The organism is Embleya sp. NPDC001921 (assembly GCF_053594475.1).
Window position 1 is genome coordinate 62,167 of sequence record NZ_JBSFEO010000007.1, and the last position, 24,875, is coordinate 87,041.

Here is a 24,875-nt window from a genome sequence, read left to right on the forward strand (position 1 = left end):
GGCGCCACATCGGTCCGGCGCACAGGGGGAACAGGGGGACTCGCATGTCCGGTTCCATACGTACGCGACGCGTGGGACGGCGGGTGAGTCGGCGCGGGACCCGGCTCGCGTGCGCCGCCGCACTGCTCGCCTCGTTAGCACTGTCGATACCCTCGGCCGGCGCGTCGCCGGCCTCGTCCGCGGGTGTCTCGGACACCTCGTCCCGCCCACCCGGTCCAGAGCTGTTCAACTCGGCGCCCACCGCGCGCGCCGCGTCCGCGCAGGCGGCGGCGGTACCGCCGAAGTTCTCCGACGACGCGGTACTGACCGGCCTGACCCAACCCGTCGATGTGGCCTTCGCCCGGGACGGTCGGGTCTTCGTCGCCGAGAAGACCGGCGTCGTCAAGGTGTTCGACTCGATCACCGATCCCACGCCCACGGTGTTCACCGACCTGCGGGCCAAAGTGCACAACTTCTGGGACCGAGGGCTGCTCGGCTTGGCCCTGGCCCCGAACTTCCCGACCGATCCGTCGGTGTACGTGATGTACACGCACGACGCGCGCCCCGGCGGCTCGGCGCCCTACTGGGGCACCGCCGGCGCCCTGGACGACGGTTGCCCGGACCCGCCCGGCGCCCAGGCCAAGGGCTGCCTGGTCACCGGCCGGATCGCCAGGCTGACCGCGACGGGCAATACGGCAGGCCCCGAACAGGTGCTGGTCGAGGGCTGGTGCCAGCAGTTCCCGTCGCACGCCACCGGCAGCCTGGGCTTCGGCCCGGACGGCTACCTGTACGCCTCCGCCGGCGACGGTGCCAGCTTCGACTGGGCTGACTACGGCCAGACCACGGCCAGTGGCCCGATCCCGGGCAAGGACCCGATCCCGGCGAACCCGTGTGCCGACGGCACCAGTCCGGTGGGCACCGTGCTGACCGCGCCCACCGCCGAGGGCGGCGCCCTGCGCGCGCAGGACTTCCGCACGTCGGGCGACCCGTTCGCGCTCAACGGCAGCATCATCCGGATCGACCCGGCCACCGGCGCCGGCGCGCCGGGCAACCCGCTCGCGGGCAACGCCGACGCCAACGCCCGCCGACTGGTGGCGGCCGGCCTGCGCAACCCGTTCCGCTTCGGCTTCCGGCCGGGCACCAACGAGCTGTGGGTGGGCGACGTCGGCTGGAGCACGTGGGAGGAGATCGACCGACTCACCCCGTCGAGCACCGCCGTGGCCAACTTCGGCTGGCCCTGCTATGAGGGCTCGTCCCGCCAGGGCGGCTACGAGTCGATCGGCCTGAACCTGTGCGCCAACCTCTACGCCGAGGGTCCGGCGGCGGTGAAGACGCCCTACTACGCCTACCAGCACGGCGCCGTGGTGGCCCCGGGTGACGGTTGTCCGACCGGCAGCGGCTCGGCGATCTCCGGGGTGACCTTCTACTCCGGGCAGCGCTACCCGGCGGCGTACCGGGGCGCGATGTTCTTCGCCGACCACAGTCGGCGCTGCGTGTGGAGCATGCTGGCCGGCCCCGACGGACTCCCGGACCCGGCCACCCGCCAGGCGTTCGTGACCAACGCGAATCCGGTCCAGCTCACCACCGGCCCCGAGGGCGACGTGTACTACGTCGGCTTCGAGGACGGCGCGATCCACCGGGTCCGCTACACCGGCAGCGCGCCGACCGCGGTCGCCTCGGCGACCCCGACCACCGGCACGACCCCGCTGACCGTGGCGTTCACCGGCTCCGCGTCGACCGACCCGGACCCGGGCGAGACCCTCACGTACGCGTGGGACCTGGACGGCGACGGAGCGTTCGACGACTCGACCGCGGCGAACCCCTCGTACACCTACACCGCGTCCGGCACGTACACCGCCAGACTCCGGGTCACCGACCCGGTGGGCCTGACCGGCGTCTCCGCACCGATCACCATCTCGGCCGGCAACGCGCCGCCGACCCCGGTGATCGACACCCCGGCCGGGTCACTCACCTGGAAGGTGGGCGATCCGATCGCGTTCAGCGGACACGCGACCGACCCCCAGGACGGCACCATCCCCGGCAGCGGTCTGAACTGGCAGATCATCATGCACCACTGCACGACGCCCAGCACCTGCCACGAACACCAGATCACCGGGCAGGGCGGCGCCTCGGGCAGCTTCACGGCGGTCGACCACGAGTATCCGTCCTGGCTCGAACTGCGGCTGACCGCGACCGATTCCGGCGGCCTGACCGGGACCACCAGCGTGCGGCTGGACCCGAAGACCGTGAACATCACGCTCGCGTCCAACCCACCGGGCCTGACCCTGGGCCTGTTCTCCTCGCAACGCCCGGCACCGTTCACCAGCACGGTGATCGTCGGCGGCACGTCCTCGATCGCCGCGCCCTCGACCCAGGTCCTGAACGGCAAGAACTACGAGTTCGTGTCCTGGTCGGACGGCGGCGCCGCGGCACACAACATCACCGCGCCCGCGACGCCGGTCACGTTGACCGCCACCTATCGCGAGATCGACGGGCCGACGCCCGGACTGATGGCCCAGTACGGCTTCAACGCGACCGGCGGCACGATCGTCACGGACGACGCCGGCCAGGGCAACAACGGCACCGTCACGGGCGGCACCTGGGTGCCCGGTCATTCCGGCAACGCGCTCTCCTTCAACGGCACTTCGTCGATGGTGACGGTGCCGCACAGCGCCCGGCTCACGCTCACCACGGGGATGACCCTGGAGGCCTGGGTCAAACCCTCGGCGATCACGAACTGGCGCACCGTCCTGCTCAAGGAACGCGGCGGCGGCCTGTCCTACGCGCTGTACGCGAACGGCACCAACGCGCCCAACACGTCCATCAACACCACCGGCACCAACAACGACACCTACGCCGACGGCACCGCACCCCTGGCCACCGGCGCCTGGGCACACGTCGCGGCCACCTACGACGGCGCCACGCTGCGCCTGTACGTCAACGGCGTCCAGGTCCGGGCCACCGCGCACACCGGCCCGATCGTCGACGCCGGCGGCGCACTCCGCATCGGCGGCAACACCGTCTGGGGCGAATACTTCACCGGCCTCATCGACGACGTCCGCATCTACAACCGCCCCCTCACCCCCACCGAAATAACCACCGACATGACCCGCCCCATCCCCTGACCCCACCCGCCGGACGGGCCACCCACGGCCCGTCCGGCCCCACTCCCAGCCCAACTCCGGCTCGCCCGACACCCAATCCCGGCCCACCCGGCGCAACCCCGGCTCGACCGGCGCAACCCGGCTCGCCCGGCGCAAACCCCGCTCGACCGGCACCAATCCCAGCCCGCCCGGCACCACTCCAGCCCGTCCGGCGTTTGAGGACACCCGAAACCCGAGCACCCACCAACCGCCGCTCCCCCGGAACCGGACCAACCCCACTCCAGCCCGTCCGGCGTTTGAGGACAAGCCACGGCCGCAGGCCGGGCAACCTCACACCGAAACCGAAGGCACCGTCGCAAGGCCGTTCGCCTCGCGGATCACCTCCACGATCCGCCCCATGATGTCCGTGATCCCGAAGTCCTTCGGCGTGAACACCGCCGCCACCCCTTGCGAGCGCAGCGTGACCGCGTCGGCGGAAGGAATGATCCCGCCCACGATCACCGGCACATCCCCGATCCCCGCGGCGCGCATGCGCGAGAGCACATCCGGAATCAGCTCCAGGTGCGACCCGGACAGGATGGACAGCCCCACACAGTGCACGTCCTCCTCCACCGCCGCCGCGACGATCTGCGCCGGAGTCAGCCGAATCCCCTGGTACACCACCTCGAACCCGACATCGCGCGCCCGCACCGCAATCTGCTCGGCCCCGTTCGAGTGCCCGTCCAGCCCCGGCTTGCCGACCAGCAGCCGCAACCTGCCGCCCAGTTCCTCCCCGGCCCGCCGCACGGCGCCCCGCACCTCGGCCAGCCCCGCGCCGTCCTGCACGCCGACCACGCCGGACACCCCGGTCGGCGCCCGGTACTCGCCGAACTCCTCGCGCAGCGCCTGCGACCACTCGCCCGTGGTCACCCCCGCCCGGACACACGCGAGAGTGGCCGGCATCAGGTTGACCGCCGCGGCGGCCTTCCACGACCGCGCGTCCTCGCGCAGCCGCGCCATCGCCGCGTCCACCGCCTCCGGGTCGCGCGCCGTGCGCCACGCCTGGACCTTCTCGATCGCCGAGCGCTCGGCGTCCGGGTCGGCGCTCATGATCGCCGCGTCCAGGTCCGCGGTGAGCGGGTTCTCCTCGGTGGTCTCGAACCGGTTGACCCCGACGACCACCTCCTCGCCCGCCTCGATCCGGGCCCGCCGGGCCGCGTGCGAGCCGACCAGTTGCGACTTCATGTAGCCCGACTCGATCGCCGCGACCGCGCCGCCCATCGCCTGGACCCGGTCGATCTCCGCGCGCGCGCCCGCCACCAGGTCGGCGACCTTGGCCTCGATCACATGCGAGCCGTTGAAGATGTCGCCGTATTCGAGCAGGTCCGACTCGTACGCCAAGACCTGCTGGATCCGCAGCGACCACTGCTGGTCCCACGGCCGAGGCAGCCCCAACGCCTCGTTCCAGGCGGGCAGTTGCACCGCCCTCGCGCGGGCGTCCTTGGACAGCGTCACGGCCAGCATCTCCAGCACGATGCGCTGGACGTTGTTCTCCGGCTGCGCCTCGGTCAGGCCGAGCGAGTTGACCTGCACGCCGTAGCGGAACCGGCGCTGCTTGGCGTCCTGTACGCCGTAGCGCTCCAGGGTCAGCTCGTCCCAGAGCTGGACGAAGGCCCGCATCTTGCACATCTCCTCGACGAACCGCACGCCGGCGTTGACGAAGAAGGAGATCCGCTGGACCACGTCGCCCATCCGGTCCGCCGGCACCTGGCCCGAGTCGCGGACCGCGTCGAGCACGGCGATCGCGGTGCACATCGCGTACGCGATCTCCTGCACCGGCGTCGCGCCCGCCTCCTGGAGGTGGTAGCTGCAGATGTTGGTCGGGTTCCACTTGGGGATGTGCGAGACCGTGTACGCCACGGTGTCGGTGATCAGCTTCAGCGAGGGCCCGGGCGGGAAGACGTAGGTCCCGCGCGACAGGTACTCCTTGATGATGTCGTTCTGCGTGGTGCCGGTGAGCTTGGCGATGTCCGCGCCCTGCTCCTCGGCGACGACCTGGTAGAGCGCGAGCATCCACAGCGCGGTCGCGTTGATCGTCATCGAGGTGTTCATCTCCTCGACGGGGATCCCGGCGAGGAGCTGCCGCATGTCGCCGATGTGCGAGATCGGTACGCCGACCTTGCCCACCTCGCCGCGCGAGAGTTCGTGGTCGGGGTCGTAGCCGGTCTGGGTCGGCAGGTCGAAGGCCACCGACAGACCGGTCTGGCCCTTGGCGAGATTGCGCCGGTACAGCGCGTTGGACGCGGTGGCCGAGGAGTGGCCGGCGTACGTGCGCATCACCCAGGGGCGGTCGCGCGTGATCGGTGCGGTCTGCTCGGCCGAAGCGGCTCGCTCGGCCGAAGAGGAGGGCGGGGCCGCCGAAGAGGGCGCGGCCGGCTGCGAGGGCTGAGCTGAGGGCGTCTGGCTCGCCACGGAATACCTCCGGAGGGTTCCGGACCGACCGGTGTTCGGCGACTACCGGCCTGGGCTATCCCGCTGGTCCGCTGTCACCGCGCCTGGTGCGGCCCTGCTTACCACGGAGTGTACTGACGGGTAACCGTCCCGGACAGGGTGTGTTCGACCACAGCGCGCAAGCCGTTGCCCGCCCGGCCTGACACTGTGTCGGGTCGGACGACCTATCCGCCCAGGTCAGACGGCTGCCGGTTGGCGGAGCGTGAGGATACGGTGCAATCGGGTCAGCACCAGCACCCGGTGCACGTCCGGGTGGACGCCGGTCAGAACCAGCCGCCGCTCGCGCCGACCCGCGCGTCGATGCGCGCCGACGATCAGGCCCAGGCCGGTGGTGTCCAGGGCGGGTACCCGGGTGAGGTTGAGAATCAGGTCGCCTTCACCGTTGTCCAGCGCCTCGTGCAGCGCCAACCGGACATCGGCGGTGGCCCGCACGTCGAGCACGCCTTCCAAGTGCAACTCGCGCGGGTCGCCCCAAACGCGCATCGTCTCCTCCTGGGGTCCGTCCGTTCGATGACGGTTCGACTTCCCAGAAGAACACCCAAAACCCGATAATCCTCACCCATCACATCGGACTTCACTCATACAGGTGACGAATCATCAGATGATGCGCCGATTGCGCACGCGTCACCGAACCAACGGCCGCCCCGGGCCCCGGTGATCGGGCGGAATCGGGCCGAAGGGCCCTGGTGATCGGGCCGGAACCGGGCCCGGCCCGAAGCCCGGAATCGAGCCCGGGACCCGAGCCCCGGAGCGGCCGTCGCGCACCCTTCGACCACGCGTCGGGCACCCGTCGGCCACCCGGATCGACGGCGGCACCGAACCGCCTCAGTAGGCGTAGAAGCCCTTGCCGGTCTTGCGGCCCAGATCGCCCGCCGTGACCATGCGGTTGAGCAGCTCCGGCGGCGCGAACTTCTCGTCCTTGCTCTCGGCGTAGATGTTGCTCGTCGCGTTGCGCATGATGTCCACGCCGGTGAGGTCGGCGGTGGCCAGCGGCCCCATCGCGTGGCCGAAGCCGAGCTTGCAGGCGATGTCGATGTCCTCGGCGGTGGCCACGCCCGCCTCGTACAGCTTCACCGCCTCGACGGTGAGCGCGGTGATCAGCCGGGTGGTCACGAAGCCGGCCACGTCGCGGTTGACCACGATGCAGGTCTTGCCCATCGCCTCGGCCAGTTCGCGGGCGGTGGCCAGCGTCGCGTCCGAGGTCTTGAAGCCGCGAACCAACTCGCACAGGCTCATCAACGGCACCGGCGAGAAGAAGTGCATGCCCACGACCGACTCCGGCCGAGCGGTGACGGCGGCGATCTCGGTGATCGGGATCGCCGAGGTGTTGCTCGCGAGCACCGCGCCGGGCTTGCAGATCCGGTCCAGGTCGCGGAAGACGTCCTGCTTGACCTCGACCTTCTCGAACACCGCCTCCACCACGACGTCCGCGTCGGCGACGGCTTCGAGGTCGGTGGTGGTGGTGATCCGGGCGAGCGCCGCCGCGGCGTCCTCGGCGGTCATCCGCCCCTTGGCGGTGAACTTCTCGTACGAGGCCGCGATCCCGCTCAGCCCACGCTCCACGGCGGCGTCGGTGACATCGCGCAGCACGACGTCGTAGCCGGCCTGGGCGGCGACCTGGGCGATGCCCGACCCCATGAGCCCGGCCCCGATGACGGCGATCTTGTTGGTCACTGCGCTACCTCTCCTCTACACGATCCCGAGCCGACGTCCGCACGAACGTCCTTCGCCCGGGAGCGTAGCCGCAGCGGTCGCCGCCGCCGACGCACCCCTACCTGACGGCCCGTCAGAAACGCGAGGTACTCTCCGGCTCCGGCTCCCGGACGATCTTCGCACCCAGCGACTGGAGCTGTACCTCCAGGCCGGTGTAGCCGCGATCGATGTGGTGCACCCCGCTCACCGTGGTGTCCCCGTCGGCGACCAGACCGGCCAGCACCAGACCCGCCCCGGCCCGGATGTCCGCGGTCAACACCGGTGCGCCGGAGAGCTGTTCGACCCCGCGCACGATCGCGTGGTGCCCGTCGGTGCGAATCGAGGCGCCCAATCGGAGCAGTTCCTGCAGGAAGACGAACCGCGCCTCGAAGAGGTTCTCGGTGATCATCGCCGAGCCCTCCGCGATCGAGTTCATCGCGGCGAAGAACGGCTGCATGTCGGTCGCGAACCCGGGATACGGCAAGGTGACCACGTCCACGGCCTTGGGCCGTCGGTCCATCACCACCCGGAAGCCGTCCCGTACGTGCGACACCTCGGCGCCGGCCAGGGTCAGCTTGTCGAGCGCGATCTCCAGGTGCTCGGGATGCGCGTTGCGCACCGTCACGTCGCCGAGCGTCATCGCCGCGGCGACCGCGAACGTGCACGCCACGATCCGGTCCGGCACGGTGCGGTGGCGAACCGGCTTGAGCCCCTCGACACCCTCGATCTCGATCGTCGAGGAACCCGCTCCCTCGATCCGCGCGCCCATCTCGGTGAGCATCGCGCAGATGTCCACGATCTCCGGCTCGCGCGCCGCGTTGTCGATCACCGTCCGGCCCTGTGCGAGCACCGCGGCCATCAGGATGTTCTCGGTCGCGCCCACGCTCGGGAAGTCCAGCCAGACCGTGGTGCCCTTCAACCCGTTCGGCGCCTTGGCGATCAGCACGCCGTGCGAGTTCTCCACGGTCGCGCCGAGCTTGACCAGCCCCTCGATGTGCATGTCCAGGCCGCGCGAGCCGATCGCGTCCCCGCCCGGATAGGCCACGTGCACCTCGCCGCAGCGCGCGAGCAGCGGCCCGAGCACACAGATCGACGCGCGCATGCTGCGCACCAGGTCGTAGTCCGCCTCGAAGCGCGGCGCGGCCGGTACGTCGATCCGTACCGTCCCGGTGGTCTCCCCCTCGACCTCACAGCCCAGCCGCCTGAGCAGCTCGCTCATGATCTCCACGTCGAGGATCCGGGGCGCCTCCTCGAGCACCGTGGTGCCCTCCGCGAGCAACGCGGCAGCCATCAATTTGAGCGCGCTGTTCTTCGCGCCCGTGATCCGCACCTCGCCGAAGAGTCGCTGACCACCTGTCACCCGGAACCTGTCCATCGGAGAATCGTACTGATTCCCGAGCCCCTCCACGGACCGCGCCAAGCACGGACGAAGCGCGCGCCGGGAAGCCCTTTCGGACGATCCGCGGCGGACCGGCACTAGGGTTCGGTCATGGTCAACCTCACCCGGATCTACACCCGCACCGGCGACGACGGCACCACAGCGCTGGGCGACATGTCGCGCACGTCCAAGACCGACCCTCGGCTCGCGGCGTACGCCGACGTGGACGAGACCAACGCGGTGATCGGCGTCGCGCTGTCCCTCGGCAACCTGGACGCGGATGTCGTCGCGCTGCTGACCCGCGTCCAGAACGACCTGTTCGACCTGGGCGCCGACCTGTCCACCCCGGTCGTCGAGGATCCGAAGTACCCGCCCCTACGCGTGGAGCAGAGCTACATCGACGCGCTGGAGACGGCCTGCGACGAGTACAACGAGAACCTGGAGAAGCTGCGCAGCTTCATCCTCAACGGCGGCACGCCCGGCGCCGCGCTGCTGCACCAGGCCCGTACCGTCGCCCGCCGCGCCGAGCGCACCACGTGGGCCGCCCTTCAGGCGCACGGCGACTCGATGAACCCGCTGACGGTGAAGTACCTCAACCGCCTGTCCGACCTGCTGTTCATCCTGGCCCGGCACGCGAACCGCGAAGTGGGCGACGTGCTGTGGGTACCCGGCGCCAACCGCTGACGCGAACGCACGGCGGCGTGGGGTTCGGGGGCGCCCCGGAACAGGCACGGCCTGTGGGTGCCCGGCTCCACGCGCCGGCGAGCGCCGGACGAGAGCGAAGCTCCGCCGTCGCTAGGCGACGTTGACCCGTTGCCCCGGCGGCGCCGCTTCCAGCCAGGCCAGGAAACCGGTCAACGCGTCCTCGCTCAACGCGAGTTCGATCCGTGCGCCGTCGTGTTCGCAGACCAGGATCACCGCGCCGGCCAGCAGCGCCAGTTCCTCCTGGCCGGCCGGCTCCCGGCGGCCGATCACATTGATCCCGCCGCGCTGCAACACCCGGCGCGGACGGGGCGCGTAGCTGAACACGCGGAACCACTCGATCCGGTCGCCGCTGTACCGGGCGATCCCGAAGACCCAGCCCTTGCCGTGGTCGGGATCGGCCGACGGCGCCGACGGATCCTCCTCGGCACCGCTCCCGGCCGCCTCCGGGGACGACGACGCGGCGCCCCCCGGAGCCTGGTGCCCGGGTGACGCCGCGGAGGTCGAACCGGCCTCGCCGGATCGCGATACCGGTGGCCGCATGCGCAGGGAACAGTCGAAGGTGCCGCCGGGCCGCTGGATCAGCCGGCGACGCAGCGCGAACGCCGCGACGCCGACCACCAATACGACGACAACGCCCAGAATCACGCTCAGCACGACGAGGACCATCCGGATCGACCTCCTCGTTCGCGCGTTGAGCAGTGGTCCCGGCCGTGTGTCGGTCCGGGCTCTGGTGCTGCGACTGGCTGTGGCTAGTCCCGCCGCTGGGCGGCGAGCAGCCGCGTCTCCGCACGCCGCTCGGCGCTGGAGTCCTTCGCCGCGCCGGCGCGCTCGAGCGCCCGCTCCGCGCGGGCGACATCGATCTCGTCGGCCAGCTCGGTGATCTCGGCGAGCAGCGAGAGGTTGTTGTCCGCGAACGAGATGAACCCGCCGTGGACCGCCGCGATGACGACCGAACCGTCGGCCTGACGGATCGTCACCGGACCTGATTCGAGCACTCCGAGGACCGGCTGGTGACCGGCCTGAATGCCGATGTCGCCGTCCGCGGTGCGTGCGATGACGATGGTGGCCTCGCCGGACCACACCTTGCGGTCGGCCGCGACCAGCTCGACGTGCAGCTCAGCCAACGTGGCTCCTCATGTCGGGTCGAAGACACGCGGGTCTTCGCCTCCGTCCTCACGGGACGGGTGGTGTTCAAGGATAGTGGCCCGGACGGGCCTGGCTCCAACCGACTCAGCGCCGGCGGGTTTCCGGACGGGCCGGGCGGCCCGTGCCGGGAACCGACACGAGGGGCGGACCCGTTCGGGACCGCCCCTCGTCGATCAGGCGATCGTCAGCCCTTGTTGAGCTCGGCGATCTTCTTCTCGAGGTCGTCCAGCCCACCGAGCATGAAGAATGCCTGCTCGGGAGCGTGGTCGTACTTGCCGTCGGCGATCGCGTTGAACGCCTCGATGGTCTCGGACAGCGGAACGTCCGAACCGTCGAGCCCGGTGAACTGCTTCGCCACGTGGGTGTTCTGCGACAGGAACCGCTGGATGCGACGCGCGCGGTGCACGGTGAGCTTGTCCTCTTCGGACAGCTCGTCCATACCCAGAATCGCGATGATGTCCTGGAGGTCCTTGTACTTCTGCAGGATGCTCTTGACCCGCATCGCGCAGTCGTAGTGGTCCTGCGCGACGTAGCGCGGGTCCAGGATCCGGGACGTCGAGTCCAGCGGGTCCACGGCCGGGTAGATACCCAGCTCGGAGATCGGACGCGAGAGCACCGTCGTGGCGTCGAGGTGCGCGAACGTCGTGGCCGGAGCCGGGTCGGTCAGGTCGTCCGCGGGGACGTAGATCGCCTGCATCGAGGTGATCGAGTGACCGCGGGTCGAGGTGATGCGCTCCTGGAGGGTGCCCATCTCGTCGGCGAGCGTCGGCTGGTAACCCACCGCGGAGGGCATCCGACCGAGCAGCGTCGACACCTCGGAACCGGCCTGGGTGAACCGGAAGATGTTGTCGATGAACAGGAGCACGTCCTGCTTCTGCACATCGCGGAAGTACTCCGCCATGGTCAGACCGGACAGCGCCACGCGCAGACGGGTGCCCGGGGGCTCGTCCATCTGCCCGAAGACGAGCGCCGTCTGCTCGAAGACGCCCGCTTCCTTCATCTCCTCGATCAGGTCGTTGCCCTCACGAGTGCGCTCGCCGACGCCGGCGAACACCGACACACCCTCGTGCAGGCGGGCGACACGGACGATCATCTCCTGGATGAGCACCGTCTTGCCGACGCCCGCGCCGCCGAACAGGCCGATCTTGCCACCCTTGACGTACGGGGTGAGCAGGTCGATGACCTTGATGCCGGTCTCGAACATCTCGGTCTTCGAGTCGAGCTGGTCGAAGTCCGGCGCCTGCCGGTGGATCGGCCAGCGCTCGGTGACCTCGAAGGTCGCCGCGTCCACGTCGAGGACCTCACCGAGGGCGTTGAACACGTGACCCTTGGTGACGTCGCCCACGGGGACGGAGATCTGAGCACCCGTGTCGGTGACGATTGCGCCGCGGACGAGGCCGTCGGTCGGCTGCATGGAAATCGCGCGCACGATGCCGTCGGCAAGGTGCTGCTCGACCTCGAGGGTGAGCGTGGTCTTGCCCTCCCCCTCGCCCTGGCCCGTGAGGTCCAGGTCGACGTGCAGCGCGTTGTACATCTCCGGCATCGCGTCGACGGGGAACTCCACGTCGACGACCGGGCCGATGACGCGGGCGACGCGGCCCGTGGCAGCGGCCGTCTCAACAGTGGCAGTCATGATGTCTAATCACTCCCCGCGGTCGCGTCGGCCAAGGCGTTGGCGCCACCGACGATCTCGCTGATTTCCTGGGTGATCTCGGACTGGCGGGCGTTGTTCGCCAGACGAGAGAGGGTCCGGATGAGGTCTTCGGCGTTCTCGGTCGCCGACTTCATCGCCCGCCGGCGGGCCGCGTGCTCGGAAGCGGCGGACTGCAGCAGGGCGTTGAAGATACGGCTTTCGACGTACCGCGGCAGCAGCGCGTCGAGAACACCCTCGGCCGAGGGCTCGAAGTCGTAGAGCGGGAAGGGACCGCCGGCCGGCGGCTCGTCCGTCTCCTCGACCGCCAACGGGAGCACCCGTACCGCGACCGGGCTCTGCGTGAGCATGGAGACGAACTCGGTGCTGACGAGGTGAATCTCGTCGACACCGCCCTCGTCGGTGGGCGTCACGAACGCGTCGATCAGCTCACCTGCCACCTTCTTGGCATCGGTGTACTCGGGGCGGTCGGAGAATCCCTTCCACTGCCCGGCCAGGTCCACCTCGCGGAACTGGAAAAACCCGATGCCCTTGGACCCGATCACGTAGCGGCTGACCGTCTTGCCCTCGCCCTCGAGCAGCTTGGTGAGCTGCTCGGCGGCCTTGATGGCATTCGAGTTGTAGCCGCCCGCGAATCCGCGGTCACTGGTCACCAGCAGCACCGCGGCCCGAGTGGGCCGCTCCACCGAGGTGGTCAACGGGTGCTGCGTGCTGGAGAAGGTGGCGACCGCGGAAACGGCGCGCGTCAGCTCGTCGGCGTACGGCTTGGAGGCCGCGACGCGCTGCTGCGCCTTCACGATCCGCGACGCCGCGATGAGCTCCTGGGCGCGCGTGATCTTCTTGGTCGCCGACACGGAACGGATCCGACGCCGGTAGACCCGAAGTTGGGCTCCCATTGGTCAGGGTTCTCCGTTCTTTACTCGGACTTGGCCACGTGACGGGTGATCTTCTCCTGGCCGACGTCTTCCTTCGTCAGCCCGGCAGGCGTCACGTCCTGGATCAACGGCTCGCCGTCGAACTTGGTGAACGTCTGCTTGAAGGCTTCCACCGCGTCGGTGAGCGCCATCACGGTGTCGTCTTCCAGCTTGCCGGTCTCGACGATCCCGGTCAGCAGGGCCGCGTGCTTGTGCTGCACGTACTCGTGCAGCTCCTTCTCGAAGCGGCGGATGTCCTGCACCGGGACGTCGTCCAGCTTGCCGGTGGTGCCGGCCCAGATCGAGACGACCTGGAGCTCGATCGCGAACGGCTCGAACTGACCCTGCTTGAGCAGCTCGACCATCCGCGCACCGCGCTGGAGCGAGGCCTTCGAGGTGGCGTCCAGGTCGGAACCGAAGGACGCGAACGCCTCCAGCTCACGGTACTGGGCCAGGTCGACGCGAAGTCGACCCGCGACACTCTTCATCGCCTTGATCTGCGCGGAGCCACCGACTCGCGAGACCGAGATGCCGACGTTGACCGCGGGGCGCACGCCCTGCAGGAACAGGTCGGACTCCAGGAAGCACTGGCCGTCGGTGATCGAGATGACGTTGGTCGGAATGTACGCCGACACGTCGTTCGCCTTGGTCTCGATGATCGGGAGACCCGTCATCGAGCCGCCGCCGAGCTCGTCCGACAGCTTCGCGCAACGCTCGAGCAGCCGCGAGTGCAAGTAGAAGACGTCACCGGGGTACGCCTCGCGCCCCGGCGGACGACGCAGCAGCAGGGACACGGCGCGGTACGCCTCGGCCTGCTTCGACAGGTCGTCGAACACGATCAGGACGTGCTTGCCCTGGTACATCCAGTGCTGGCCGATGGCCGAGCCGGTGTACGGGGCCAGGTACTTGAAGCCGGCCGGGTCGGACGCCGGGGCGGCGACGATCGTGGTGTACTCCAGCGCGCCGGCCTCTTCGAGCGAGCGGCGCACGGACGCGATGGTCGTGCCCTTCTGGCCGATCGCGACGTAGATGCAGCGAACCTGCTTCTTCGGGTCGCCCGAGCGCCAGTTGTCGCGCTGGTTGATGATCGTGTCCAGGCAGACCGCGGTCTTGCCGGTCTGCCGGTCGCCGATGATCAGCTGACGCTGGCCACGGCCGATCGGGGTCATCGCGTCGATCGCCTTGATGCCGGTCTGCATCGGCTCGTGCACCGACTTGCGCATCATCACGCCGGGAGCCTGAAGCTCCAGCGCGCGACGGCCCTCGGCCGCGATCTCGCCCTGGCCGTCGATCGGCTGGCCCAGCGGGTCGACGACGCGACCCAGGTAGCCGTCACCGATCGGAACCGACAGAACCTCGCCCGTACGACGGACCTTCTGGCCCTCTTCGATACCGCTGAAGTCACCGAGGATGACGACACCGATCTCGCGGACGTCGAGGTTCTGCGCCAGACCGAGGGTGCCGTCCTCGAACTTGAGCAGCTCGTTCGTCATGACCGAGGGCAGGCCCTCGACCTTGGCGATGCCGTCGTACGCCTCGGTGACGGTACCGACCTCTTCGCGCGCGGCCGTCTCCGGCTCGTACGAGGCGACGAAGCGCTCCAGCGCGTCCCGGATCTCCTCCGGCCGGATCGTGAGCTCCGCCATCTGGTGTCCCTGCTCTCCTAGGTGGTGGGGTTAACGGTCCGCTGTCCGTCGCTTGTCGTACGGAACCGCGGTGCTGCTGTGGGAGTCGCTGTGCCGATCCGGGGGTTTTCCCCGGGCGGACGGCGACGCCCCGTCGTCCGGTGTCTCTCAGCCGGCGAGCCGTCGGCCCGCTTCTTCGAGACGTGTGGTCACGGTGCCGTCGATGACGTCGTCACCGATCTCCACGCGGACCCCGCCGATGACGTCGGCATCGATTTCCACGTTCAGGTGGACCTCGCGGCCGTACATCCGGCCCAGCGCCGCGGCCAAGCGGGTGCGCTGCTCCTCGGTGAGAGGCAGTGCGACCGTGACCAACGCGACCATGCGACGCCGGCGATCGGCGGCGAGGCGCGCGTACGACTCGAGCCCGTGTTCAAGGTTACGGCTACGGGGATGTGCGACGAGCCTGGTGATCAGCCGCCGGGTGACGGGCTGGGCCCGTCCGTCCAGCAGACCCGAAACCAGTTCCGCCTTGCGCTCGTTCGCGACGCCCGGGTCGGTCAGGGCGGAGCGCAGATCGCGCTCGCCCACCACGATCCGGCCGAAGCGGAACAATTCGTCCTCGAGCTCGTCGAGCTTCCCGTCGCGCTCGGCGGCGATCAGCTCGGCGGACACCGAGAGTTCGGCGACCGCGTCGACCAGGTCGGTCGGCCGCGACCAGCGCGTGCGGACGAGTCCGCCGAGCAGATCCGCCGTGGTACCGGAGATCTGGCCGGACAGGAGCTGCGTCAGGAAGGCCGCGCGGGCCTCCCCGGAGCGCGACGAGTCGGTGAGGACCCGACGCAGCGACACCGTCCGGTCGAGCAGGATGACCACGGAGTCGAGCTCCTGGGCCAACTGGACCATGTCGGTACCGGTCGCGGTCGCGAGCGCGTCCAGGCGCTCACGAGCCGCGGCGAGGGATTCCCTGCTGGCGCCCTGCATCAGCGCACCTTCTCCGAGGTCGCCGCCGCGGCGGCCTTGGTCTCCAACTCCTCGAGGAAGCGGTCGACGACCCGACGCTGACGCGCCTCGTCCTCGAGCGACTCCCCGACGATGCGCGACGCGAGGTCGACGGCCAGCCGGCCGACGTCCTGACGAAGCGCGTTCTGGGCCTGGTTGCGGTCGGCCTCGATCTGGGTGTGGCCGGCGGTGACGATCTCGTCCTTGATCCGCTGACCCTCGGCACGCATCTCGGCGATGGTGACCGCACCCTGTTCGCGGGCGTCCTCCGTAAGGCGACCGGCCTCACGACGGGCTTCGGCGAGCTGCTCGCGGTAACGCTCCAGCTCGGCCTGGGCCTCGGCCTGCGCCTCTTCGGCGCGCTTGAGGCCGCCCTCGATGGCGTCCGTACGGTCCGCCAGCGTCTTGGCGATCTTGGGAAGGAGCATCTTCCACAGGAAGCCGAAGACGATGAGGAACGCCACGCCACCGATGATGATCTCGTCGAGCGGCGGGAGAAGAGGGTTCATCTTCTCTTCGCTGTTGGCGAGGGAAATCACGGTGTGAGGACCTTCCGTCCGTAGCGGATGAATCAGGTGCCGTAGACGAACGGCATGACGACGCCGATGAGCGCGAGCGCCTCGGCGAGGGCGAAGCCCAGCAGCATGTTCTGGCGGACCAGACCGGCAGCCTCGGGCTGACGGGCCATGGCCTGGACACCGTTACCGAAGATGATGCCGATACCGATACCGGGGCCGATCGCGGCGAGGCCGTAGCCGATGGAACCGAGGCTGCCGGAAACTTCAGCGGCGAGGTTCATGAGAACTGATCCTTTTTTCGAGGCCGATGGACGATCCACCGGACGACGGTCGAGGAGAGGGAAGGTCTGCGGGGTCTCTCAGTGCTCGGATTCGAGCGAGCTGGAGATGTAGGAGGCCGCGAGCAGCGTGATGATGTACGCCTGCAGCGCCTGAATCATCAGCTCGAACGCGGTCAGAATGACGACCACGATGAACGAGGTCGCCGAGAAGAGCGCCCCGACGTGGAAGCCGAGCAGGTACCAGGCGCCGACGCTGAAGGTGACGATCAGCATGTGTCCGGCGAACATGTTCGCGAACAGTCGGACCGCCATGGTGAACGGCCGGGTGATCAGACCCTGGAGCAGTTCGATCGGCGCGAGGAGGAAGTAGATCGCCTTCGGCAGACCGGGCGGGAACATCATGTTCTTGAAGTAACCGACGAAGCCCTGGTGCTTGATGCCCAGGACCAGGTAGGTCACGTACACGACGCCGACGATCGATGCCGGGAAGGCGATGCGGGAGGTCGCGGGGAACTGGGCGAACGGGATGATCGCCATCACGTTCATGACCCACACGAAGAAGAAGATCGAGAACAGGAAGGGGACGTAGGGGTCGCCCTTCCTGCCCATCGTCTCCCGCGAGATGTTGTCGCGAACGAACAGGTAGCCCAACTCGCCGACGTTCTGCGCGCCGCGCGGCACCATCTTGGGCTTGGCGAACGCGCTCCAGAAGAAGCCGATCACCAGCAGCATCGAGATGAGCGCGAGCAACATCGGCTTCGTGAAGTCGAAGGCCCCGATGGAGAAGATCGGCTTGAACTCGAAGACGTTCAGCCCGGGCGAGGGGAAGCCGCACCCGGAGAACAGGTGACATCCGCTCTCGCTGGCGAGCGTCTGGACGTCAGCAGTCACCACCGACTCCTTCGTCGTGAAGCATGTTTTCGGCTACCTCGATGTGTCGGCGTGGCGAGGGGCCACGGAGCGGCACGCAACAGGGCCCGGTCAGGAGGACCTGCCGTGGCGGACAAAGACAAGAACAAGGGCCAGAGCGATTCCGACGACCAGGCCGATCGGCAGGAACAGTGCGGAGTGGCCGGTCCACTGGTCGATCAGCCAGCCGATTCCGCCGTAGACGAGCATCCCGCTCAGCAGATAACCGACACTCGACCATGCGGCACCGTCCATCGCCCGATTCTCTCGGTCCGGTGGACGGGGGCCTCTCTCGCTCATGACGCCCCGGACATTAGCAGTACCGGCGTCGCGTCTACATACCCGGCCCGCGAACCCCGTGTCGCTCGTGTCCGGCGTGGGTCGTATGTCATCGCTCTCCGTCCGGTTCGACGTAGGCGATCTTCAGTCGGGTGAAGATCCACACCTGCGAGGCGACCCAGACCAGCGTTGCCCCGAGGATGGTGAGTCCGAACACCTTCGTGTCGAACGCCTTGGTGTCCTTGAACAGGAACAAAACCAACCCCAACAGCAGGATCTGCACGATGTACGTGAAGAGCGCCATGTTCATCATCATGAGGGGGTTGTTGCGCGAGATACGCCCGATCGCCAACTGGCCGATCGCGAAGAAGACCAGGACGACGACAGTGGCGAGCACCGCGCCGAGCAAACCTTTGCCACCGGCCGCGAAGAAGGCCGCGATGGCCGCGATTACCCCGGCCCCGGTCGTGCACACGACCGAACCTCGGAGAAGGCGGACGTCATTGGCCTGCATGTCGGTGACTCCGGCATCAGTGGGGGGCAGAGGGCGAATCAGTCGCCCGAGCGCACGCTCGGTACGACGCAACGCTCGGGAATGGCCGTGGGGGATCAGAACCCTCGTTGCTGGGGGTTCATCGGCCGTTGATCCTGGTTCGTGAACGGTATCACAAACTATTTGAGCAGAGCTTTACCCGTTCGTGTGTACAAGCTCACAGCCTTCCACCACCCTTTCGCGCACCCCTGCCCGCAGGCAAATGCGCAGGTGGGGTGGGGTTTTGCGGATGACGTGTGGAGCCTGTGGCACCTGTGGCGGATGCTCCGTTGAGCCGTACGCCGTCTGATTCGCCGGGAACCATCCGCTCGACCGGAACGTTCGCGCCGCGCCGGCGTCGGCGCATCCGCCGGTAACGCGGCGGGACCACGTTGTACAGCTCGGTCGGCACGTGCGGCTTGAACCTCGGCAACATCAGGATCACCAGGCCGATGGCGATCAGACCAAGGCCCACATACACGATCGGACGCCGCTCCGGACGGACCGAGATCAGCACCGTGAACGACGCGATCAGGCCGGACCAGAAGTACATGATCAACACCGCGCGGCTGTGCGAGTGGCCGATCTCCAGGAGCCGGTGGTGCAGGTGGCCCTTGTCCGCCGCGAACGGCGAGCGCCCCGCCCAACCGCGCCGGCCGACCGCCATCACCAGGTCCATCAGCGGCACCACCAGCACCGCGAACGGCAACACCAGCGGAATGTAGACGGGCACCAGCTTGTGCGTGGTGAAGGACATCGAGCCGTCGCTCTGCGCCATGATCGCGTCCGGGTCGATCCGGCCGGTCACGGTGACCGCGGCCGCGGCCAGCATCAGGCCGATCAGCATCGAGCCGGAGTCGCCCATGAAGATCCGCGCCGGGTGCAGGTTGTGCGGCAGAAACCCCACGCACATCCCGATCAGCAGCGCGGTGAACAGCGTCGGCGCGGCGGCGCCCGAGACGCCGTAACCGAACCAGAGCCGGTACGAGTAGCCGAAGAAGGCCAGCGCGGCGATGCACACCATGCCGGCCGCGAGGCCGTCCAGGCCGTCCACGAAGTTCACCGCGTTGATCGTGATGACCACTATCCCGATGGTCAGCAACGTGCCCTGGGTCGGCGTCAGGCTCACCGTGCCGTAGCCGGGGATGGGCAGCCACAGGATCACGATGCCCTGCCAGACCATCACGCCCGCGGCGAGCGCCTGACCGAGCAGCTTGATGATCGCGTCGACGCCCCATTTGTCGTCGATCACCCCGAGCACCGAGATCAGCGCGCAGCCGGACAGCAGCGCCTGCACGTCGGTGGAGGCGGTGAACACGTCCTCCAGCACCGGAAGATGCCGGGCGACCAGCAGGCCCGCGCACAAACCGCCGAACATCGCCAACCCGCCCAGGCGCGGAGTCGGCTCCTTGTGCACATCGCGCGCGCGAATCTCGGGCATCGCGCCGGCGGCGATGGCGAACCGGCGGACCGCGCCCGTCAGCAGGTAGGTCACCGCGGCGGCGACGAACAGCGTGAGCAGGTATTCGCGCAAGACTCAACCGTCCCCGGCTTCGGCACATCCCAGCGGCAGCACGGGCTTCAGACTAGACGTGCCGCCGCTCCCCGGGAGAATCGCCGAACCTTCACCGGCGAGGACGATCGCACTGTGCTCGGTGGCGCCACCACCGGCCCGTCGCCCCACACGTAACCACAGTCCCCCTGGTCCCAGCCAGCCCGGGCCGGGATTGCCCCATGGGCGACTCAGCGACGCGGGTAGGCCGGATGGGTCGCCACGAGGTCGCCGACCGCCGCGCGCACCTCGCGCAGCACGCTCTCGTCGTCCTCGCGCGCCGCCCGACCGATCAGCAGGGCGATCTCCTTCATGTCCGTCTCGGTCATCCCCTGCGTGGTCACCGCGGCCGTGCCGACCCGGATCCCGGAGGCGATCATCGGCTTCACCGGATCGAACGGGACCGCGTTCTTGTTCAGCGTGATGCCCGCGCGCTCACAGCGTCGTTCCGCGTCGCTGCCGCTGACCCCGATCCCCCGCAGATCCAGCAGCGCCAGATGGGTGTCGGTGCCCCCGGAGACCGCCCGCATGCCCTCGGCCTGCAAACCCTGCGCCAACGCCTGCGCGTTGGCCACCACGCGGCGTGCGTACACCCGGTACGCCGCGCCGGCCGCCTCGCCCAGCGCGACCGCCTTGGCCGCCACCGCGTGCATGTGCGGCCCGCCCTGGCTGAACGGGAACACCGCGCGGTCGATCCGCTCGGCGAGTTCCTCGCGGCACAGGATCAGCCCGCCGCGCGGACCGCGCAGCACCTTGTGCGTGGTGCACGTGACGATGTCCGCGAACGGGATCGGCGAGGGCACCGCGTCGCCCGCGACCAGACCGATGAAGTGCGCCGCGTCCACCATCAGGTAGGCGTCCACCTCGTCGGCGATGCTCCTGAATGCCGCGAAATCGACAAGTCGTGGATATGCGGTGGCGCCGCACACGATCAGCCGCGGCCGATGCGCCCGGGCCAGATCCCGGACCCGGTCGTAGTCGATCCGCTCGTCGCTCTCGCGGACCCCGTAGGCGACCGCGTGGAACCAGCGGCCGGAGAAGTTCACCCGGGAGCCGTGGGTGAGGTGGCCGCCGTGCGGCAGCGACATGGCCAGGATCGTGTCACCCGGCACCAGGACCGCCGCGTAGGCCGCCAGATTCGCCGCGGTGCCCGAGTGCGGCTGCACGTTGGCGTGCTCGGCGCCGAACAGGGCCCGGGCCCGGCGCACCGCGAGCTCCTCGGCGCGGTCCACCTCGGCGCACCCGCCGTAGTAGCGCCGTCCGGGATAGCCCTCGGCGTATTTGTTGGCGAGCGTGCTGCCGAGTGCGGCCAGCACCGCCGAGGAGGTGAAGTTCTCGCCGGCGATCAGTTGCAGGCCGCCGCGTTGCCGGGCCAACTCGCCCAACAGCACCTCGGCGATCTCCGGGTCCGCCTGTCGCAGGGCGGCGAAGTCCGGTCCCCAGAAGGGAGTTGACGTGGAGTCGGGAGTGCCCATGGCACTGCTCCTCAAGGCCGCAGGGACCTCTCCACCATATGCCGGGGGTCGGGGCACGGACAGGCTCTCGAGGGGCGGATTCGGACCGATTCGGGCCGCTCGCCGCACGGATGGATTCGCACCGATTCGGGCCGGTCGCCGGCCGCGCCGCGCGGGTGCGCGCGACCCGCGCGCCGAGGTGTCGTCAGTGGCTGTGCGCGGGGTGCCCGGTGAGCGCGGTGAGCACCGGGTCCAGGGCCGAGCCGATGTCGGAGGCACACGCCCGGAACACGCTCAGCGGCGCGCCGTACGGGTCGGCCACCTCGTCCCACTCGGGATCGGGCGCGGCCAGCCGCCCGCGCAGCGCCGCGGCGGCCCGGACCAACGAGCGGCCGCGCTGGACCAGATCGCGCTCGGGATAGGGCGCGCGCTCCAGTACCGCGACCAGTCGGGTGAACTCCTTGAGGGTGAACGTGCGCAGGCCCGAGGCATGCCCCATGGACACCACGTGCGCGCGGTGGTCGAGCGTCGCGGTGAGCACCAGGTCGGCCTCGGCGACGTGCTCGTCCAGCAGCTCGCGGCCGTGGAAGTCGCCCGGGTCGGCGCCGTATTCGAGCAGCACCTCGGCCGCGTGCGGCTCCATCGGCGCGCCCTCGTGCCCCCAGGTCCCGGCGCTCTGCACGCTGAGGCGGACCGCGTCGTCGGCGGCGAGCCGGCGCTCCAGTCCCAGCCGCGCGAGCCGTTCGGCGATCGGCGAGCGGCAGATGCTCCCCGTACACACGAACAGGATCCGAAACGAGTCGGGCGCGGACCCGTACGGCCCGTAGGAGTGCCCCACGGGAGGTGGCGGGGTCAATTCACGCCCTCCAGGTCGGGTACGACCTCGCGCAACGTGTCCAACGACAGGGCACCCTCACGCAGCAGCCGGGGGCGGCCGGCGGTCAGGTCGACGATCGAGGACGGCGCGGTCGAGGGGCAGGTGCCGCCGTCCAGGTACACCGACACCGATTCGCCGAGCTGGGCCTCGGCCTCCTCGACCGTGGTCGCCGCCGGATTGCCGGACCGGTTCGCGCTGCTGACCGCCATCGGCCCGGTCTCGGTGAGCAGTTCGATCGCGACCGGGTGCAGCGGCATGCGCACCGCGACCGTGCCGCGCGTATCGCCCAGGTCCCACATCAGCGACGGCTGGTGGAAGGCGACGATGGTCAGCGCGCCCGGCCAGAACGCGTCGACCAGTTCCCAGCCCACCTCGGGGAAGCCGGTGACCAGCCCGTGCAGCGTGTTCGGCGAGCCCACCAGCACGGGCGAGGGCATGTTGCGGCCCCGGCCCTTGGCGTCCAGCAACGCGTGCACGGCGTGCGGGGTGAACGCGTCCGCGCCGATGCCGTACAGGGTGTCCGTCGGCAGCACGACCAGGTCGCCGCGCTTGATCGACCCGGTCGCCTCACGCAGCCCGAGCCCACGGTCCATCGCGTCGGAGCAGTCGTAGCGTCGGCTCATCGGGCACTTACCTCCTGAAGCGGTACGGGCGAAACGGGTGGTACGGGTGTTACGGGTGAGGCCAAGCGTGTGGGTGGTGCCAAGCGCGCGGCCGGCGCCGGTGGTGCCGGCGATGTCAAGCGTGCCGGTGGTGCGGGTGGTGCCAGTGGTGCGGGTGGTGCGAGATCCGAGGACGGTGCCGGTGCCGGTGCCGCGAGAGGTGTGGGCGGCGCGGGCGGCGTCGACCGCGCGGGAGTGCGGGGCGCGCGATTCACGCGCCTTCCTTGCGTGCGGTGGTGAAGCGCGGGCGATTGGTCAGGTCGCGGTGGTCGGCCGCGTCCACCCAACCGGCCTCCTCGTTGAAGATCCACGGCACCGCGCCGCCCTGGGTGTCCGCGTGCTCGACCACCACCAGACCGCCCGGGCGCAGCAGCCGGTAGGCGGTCTTGGACAGGATCCGGATGAAGTCCAGCCCGTCCGGCCCCGAGAACAGCGCCAGTTCGGGGTCGTGGTCGCGCGCCTCGGGGGCCATCTCGTCCCGCTCGTCCAGCGGCACGTAGGGCGGGTTGCTGATCACCAGGTCGACCGTGCCGTCCAGCTCCGGCAGCGCGGCGAGCGCGTCGCCCCGGTGCAGGATCACCCGCGAGCCGCTCGCGTTGCGCGCGGCGTAGCGGGCGGCGTCCGGGTCCAGCTCGACCGCGTGCACGACCGAGCGCGGCACCTCCTGGGCGACCGCGAGCGCGATCGCGCCGGAGCCGGTGCACAGGTCGACCACGAGCGGTTCGGCGACGTCCATCGCGCGCAGCGCGTCTATCGCCCAGCCGACCACCACCTCGGTCTCCGGCCGGGGCACGAACACGCCGGGGCCCACCTGGAGTTCGAGGTAACGGAAGAAGGCCCGCCCGGTGATGTGCTGCAACGGCTCACGGGCCTCCCGGCGCGCGATGGCCTCCCAGAACCGCGCGTCGAAGTCGCCGTCGGCGACGGTGTGCAGGGCGCCACGCTTGACGCCGTGCACGAACGCCGCGAGTTCCTCGGCATCGAAGCGCGGAGAGGGAACGCCCGCGTCGGCCAGTCGCAGGGTGGCCTGGGCCACCTCGGCGAGCAGCAGGTTCATCTCGTCTCCGTTATTGGTGGGCGAGCCGGGCGGCCATGTCGGCGTCCACACACGCCTGGATGACCGGATCGAGATCGCCGTCGAGCACCTGGTCCAGGTTGTACGCCTTGTAGCCCACGCGGTGGTCCGAAATCCGGTTTTCCGCGAAGTTGTACGTCCGGATGCGCTCGGAGCGGTCCACCGTGCGGACCTGGCTGCGGCGCACGTCGGAGGCCTCCTTGTCGGCCTCCTCCTGGGCCGCGGCGAGCATCCTGGCGCGCAGGATGCGCATCGCCGACTCCTTGTTCTGGAGCTGGCTCTTCTCGTTCTGGCAGGAGACCACGATGCCGGTGGGCAGGTGCGTGATGCGCACGGCCGAGTCGGTGGTGTTGACCGACTGGCCGCCGGGCCCGGACGAGCGGTACACGTCGATGCGCAGGTCGTTGGCGTTGATCTCGACCTCGACGTCCTCCGCCTCGGGCAGCACCAGGACGCCGGCCGCGGAGGTGTGGATGCGGCCCTGCGACTCGGTGGCGGGCACGCGCTGGACGCGGTGTACGCCGCCCTCGAACTTGAGCCGGGCGTAGACGCCCTCGCCGGGCGCGGGGTTGCCCTTGGTCTTGACCGCCACCTGGACGTCCTTGTAGCCGCCGAGATCGGACTCGTTGGATTCGAGGATCTCGGTCTTCCAGCCGGCCCGCTCGGCGTAGCGCAGGTACATCCGCAGCAGGTCGCCCGCGAACAGGGCCGACTCCTCGCCGCCCTCGCCCGCCTTGACCTCGAGGATCACGTCCTTGTCGTCGGCCGGGTCGCGCGGTACCAGCAGTCGGCGCAGCTTCTCCGCGCACTCCTCGCGGCGCTGCTCGGCCTCCTCCGCCTCGGCGGCGAAGTCCGGGTCCTCGGCGACCAGTTCGTGTGCGGCCTCGACGTCGTCGGCGGCGCCGGCCCACTGCCGGTAGGCGTCCACGATCGGCCCCAGTTCGGCGTAGCGCCGCCCGAGGTTGCGCGCGCGTGTCTGGTCCGCGTGCACGGCCGGATCGGCGAGCTGCCGCTCCAGGTCGGCGTGCTCGGCGAGCAGGTCGTCCATCG

23 protein-coding genes are annotated in these 24,875 nt (G+C 69.6%); 2 read left to right on the top strand and 21 right to left on the bottom strand.

Annotation, left to right across the window (positions count from 1 at the left end):
- Positions 1-83 precede the first annotated feature (83 nt).
- Positions 84-3,104 (top strand): LamG-like jellyroll fold domain-containing protein, encoded by a 3,021-nt coding sequence (locus ACWCPW_RS10375; protein ID WP_449761153.1) that lies wholly within the window; start codon positions 84-86, stop codon positions 3,102-3,104.
- Positions 3,105-3,413: 309 nt separating this feature from the next.
- Here ACWCPW_RS10375 and ACWCPW_RS10380 read toward each other — a convergent pair whose 3' ends face one another.
- The 4 genes from ACWCPW_RS10380 to murA all read right to left on the bottom strand — a co-directional run bounded on the left by ACWCPW_RS10380 (position 3,414) and on the right by murA (position 8,640).
- Positions 3,414-5,399 carry a protein meaA gene (locus tag ACWCPW_RS10380; RefSeq protein ID WP_449761154.1) on the bottom strand — a complete coding sequence of 662 codons (1,986 nt, stop codon included), beginning with the start codon at positions 5,397-5,399 and terminating at the stop codon, positions 3,414-3,416.
- A gap of 351 nt (positions 5,400-5,750) precedes the next feature.
- Positions 5,751-6,056, bottom strand: coding sequence for an STAS domain-containing protein (locus ACWCPW_RS10385; protein WP_449761155.1), 306 nt, complete (start codon positions 6,054-6,056; stop codon positions 5,751-5,753).
- A 342-nt stretch (positions 6,057-6,398) separates the two neighbouring features.
- Complete coding sequence (locus ACWCPW_RS10390) at positions 6,399-7,247, bottom strand: 3-hydroxyacyl-CoA dehydrogenase family protein (RefSeq protein WP_449761156.1); 849 nt, start codon at positions 7,245-7,247, stop codon at positions 6,399-6,401.
- Positions 7,248-7,359: 112 nt separating this feature from the next.
- Complete coding sequence (murA, locus tag ACWCPW_RS10395) at positions 7,360-8,640, bottom strand: UDP-N-acetylglucosamine 1-carboxyvinyltransferase (RefSeq protein WP_395865972.1); 1,281 nt, start codon at positions 8,638-8,640, stop codon at positions 7,360-7,362.
- 114 nt (positions 8,641-8,754) lie between these two features.
- On the opposite strand from murA, the gene ACWCPW_RS10400 reads away from it, so the two are divergent.
- Positions 8,755-9,327 (top strand): cob(I)yrinic acid a,c-diamide adenosyltransferase, encoded by a 573-nt coding sequence (locus ACWCPW_RS10400; RefSeq protein ID WP_449761157.1) that lies wholly within the window; start codon positions 8,755-8,757, stop codon positions 9,325-9,327.
- 111 nt (positions 9,328-9,438) lie between these two features.
- Here the strand turns inward: ACWCPW_RS10400 and ACWCPW_RS10405 are convergent, their stop codons facing one another.
- The 17 genes from ACWCPW_RS10405 to prfA all read right to left on the bottom strand — a co-directional run bounded on the left by ACWCPW_RS10405 (position 9,439) and on the right by prfA (position 24,873).
- A complete protein-coding gene (locus ACWCPW_RS10405) occupies positions 9,439-10,014 on the bottom strand; it encodes a DUF2550 domain-containing protein (protein ID WP_449761158.1) in 576 nt (191 codons plus the stop codon).
- Positions 10,015-10,097: 83 nt separating this feature from the next.
- Positions 10,098-10,472, bottom strand: coding sequence for a F0F1 ATP synthase subunit epsilon (locus ACWCPW_RS10410; protein ID WP_360318886.1), 375 nt, complete (start codon positions 10,470-10,472; stop codon positions 10,098-10,100).
- 206 nt (positions 10,473-10,678) lie between these two features.
- Positions 10,679-12,127, bottom strand: coding sequence for a F0F1 ATP synthase subunit beta (gene atpD / locus ACWCPW_RS10415; RefSeq protein ID WP_449761159.1), 1,449 nt, complete (start codon positions 12,125-12,127; stop codon positions 10,679-10,681).
- Between the two features lie 5 nt (positions 12,128-12,132).
- Complete coding sequence (locus tag ACWCPW_RS10420) at positions 12,133-13,041, bottom strand: F0F1 ATP synthase subunit gamma (protein WP_449761160.1); 909 nt, start codon at positions 13,039-13,041, stop codon at positions 12,133-12,135.
- 20 nt (positions 13,042-13,061) lie between these two features.
- A complete protein-coding gene (gene atpA / locus ACWCPW_RS10425) occupies positions 13,062-14,705 on the bottom strand; it encodes a F0F1 ATP synthase subunit alpha (protein WP_449761161.1) in 1,644 nt (547 codons plus the stop codon).
- A gap of 147 nt (positions 14,706-14,852) precedes the next feature.
- Complete coding sequence (locus tag ACWCPW_RS10430; protein WP_449761162.1) at positions 14,853-15,668, bottom strand: F0F1 ATP synthase subunit delta; 816 nt, start codon at positions 15,666-15,668, stop codon at positions 14,853-14,855.
- Positions 15,668-16,225 (bottom strand): F0F1 ATP synthase subunit B, encoded by a 558-nt coding sequence (locus ACWCPW_RS10435; protein WP_449761163.1) that lies wholly within the window; start codon positions 16,223-16,225, stop codon positions 15,668-15,670. Before ACWCPW_RS10435 ends, ACWCPW_RS10430 begins: the two co-directional genes overlap by 1 nt.
- 32 nt (positions 16,226-16,257) lie before the next feature.
- Positions 16,258-16,485 (bottom strand): ATP synthase F0 subunit C, encoded by a 228-nt coding sequence (atpE, locus tag ACWCPW_RS10440; RefSeq protein ID WP_395865988.1) that lies wholly within the window; start codon positions 16,483-16,485, stop codon positions 16,258-16,260.
- Between the two features lie 78 nt (positions 16,486-16,563).
- Positions 16,564-17,379, bottom strand: a complete 816-nt coding sequence (gene atpB, locus ACWCPW_RS10445) for a F0F1 ATP synthase subunit A (RefSeq protein WP_449761164.1) — start codon at positions 17,377-17,379, stop codon at positions 16,564-16,566.
- A gap of 87 nt (positions 17,380-17,466) precedes the next feature.
- On the bottom strand, positions 17,467-17,649 hold the full coding sequence (locus tag ACWCPW_RS10450; protein WP_449761165.1) for an AtpZ/AtpI family protein: 183 nt from the start codon (positions 17,647-17,649) through the stop codon (positions 17,467-17,469).
- A 133-nt stretch (positions 17,650-17,782) separates the two neighbouring features.
- Positions 17,783-18,148 (bottom strand): hypothetical protein, encoded by a 366-nt coding sequence (locus ACWCPW_RS10455; protein WP_406298478.1) that lies wholly within the window; start codon positions 18,146-18,148, stop codon positions 17,783-17,785.
- A gap of 235 nt (positions 18,149-18,383) precedes the next feature.
- Entirely contained in the window at positions 18,384-19,739 is a 1,356-nt protein-coding gene (locus tag ACWCPW_RS10460) for an MraY family glycosyltransferase (RefSeq protein WP_449761166.1), read from the bottom strand.
- Between the two features lie 209 nt (positions 19,740-19,948).
- Positions 19,949-21,232, bottom strand: coding sequence for a serine hydroxymethyltransferase (locus tag ACWCPW_RS10465; protein WP_449761167.1), 1,284 nt, complete (start codon positions 21,230-21,232; stop codon positions 19,949-19,951).
- 184 nt (positions 21,233-21,416) lie between these two features.
- Positions 21,417-22,067, bottom strand: a complete 651-nt coding sequence (locus ACWCPW_RS10470; RefSeq protein WP_395866000.1) for an arsenate reductase/protein-tyrosine-phosphatase family protein — start codon at positions 22,065-22,067, stop codon at positions 21,417-21,419.
- Positions 22,064-22,711: an L-threonylcarbamoyladenylate synthase gene (locus ACWCPW_RS10475; RefSeq protein ID WP_449761168.1), complete on the bottom strand. Its 648-nt coding sequence runs from the start codon at positions 22,709-22,711 to the stop codon at positions 22,064-22,066. The genes ACWCPW_RS10470 and ACWCPW_RS10475 overlap by 4 nt, the downstream gene beginning before the upstream one ends.
- Positions 22,712-22,961: 250 nt before the next feature.
- Complete coding sequence (gene prmC, locus ACWCPW_RS10480) at positions 22,962-23,807, bottom strand: peptide chain release factor N(5)-glutamine methyltransferase (RefSeq protein ID WP_449761169.1); 846 nt, start codon at positions 23,805-23,807, stop codon at positions 22,962-22,964.
- Positions 23,808-23,817: 10 nt separating this feature from the next.
- Complete coding sequence (gene prfA, locus ACWCPW_RS10485; protein ID WP_449761337.1) at positions 23,818-24,873, bottom strand: peptide chain release factor 1; 1,056 nt, start codon at positions 24,871-24,873, stop codon at positions 23,818-23,820.
- Positions 24,874-24,875 lie beyond the last annotated feature (2 nt).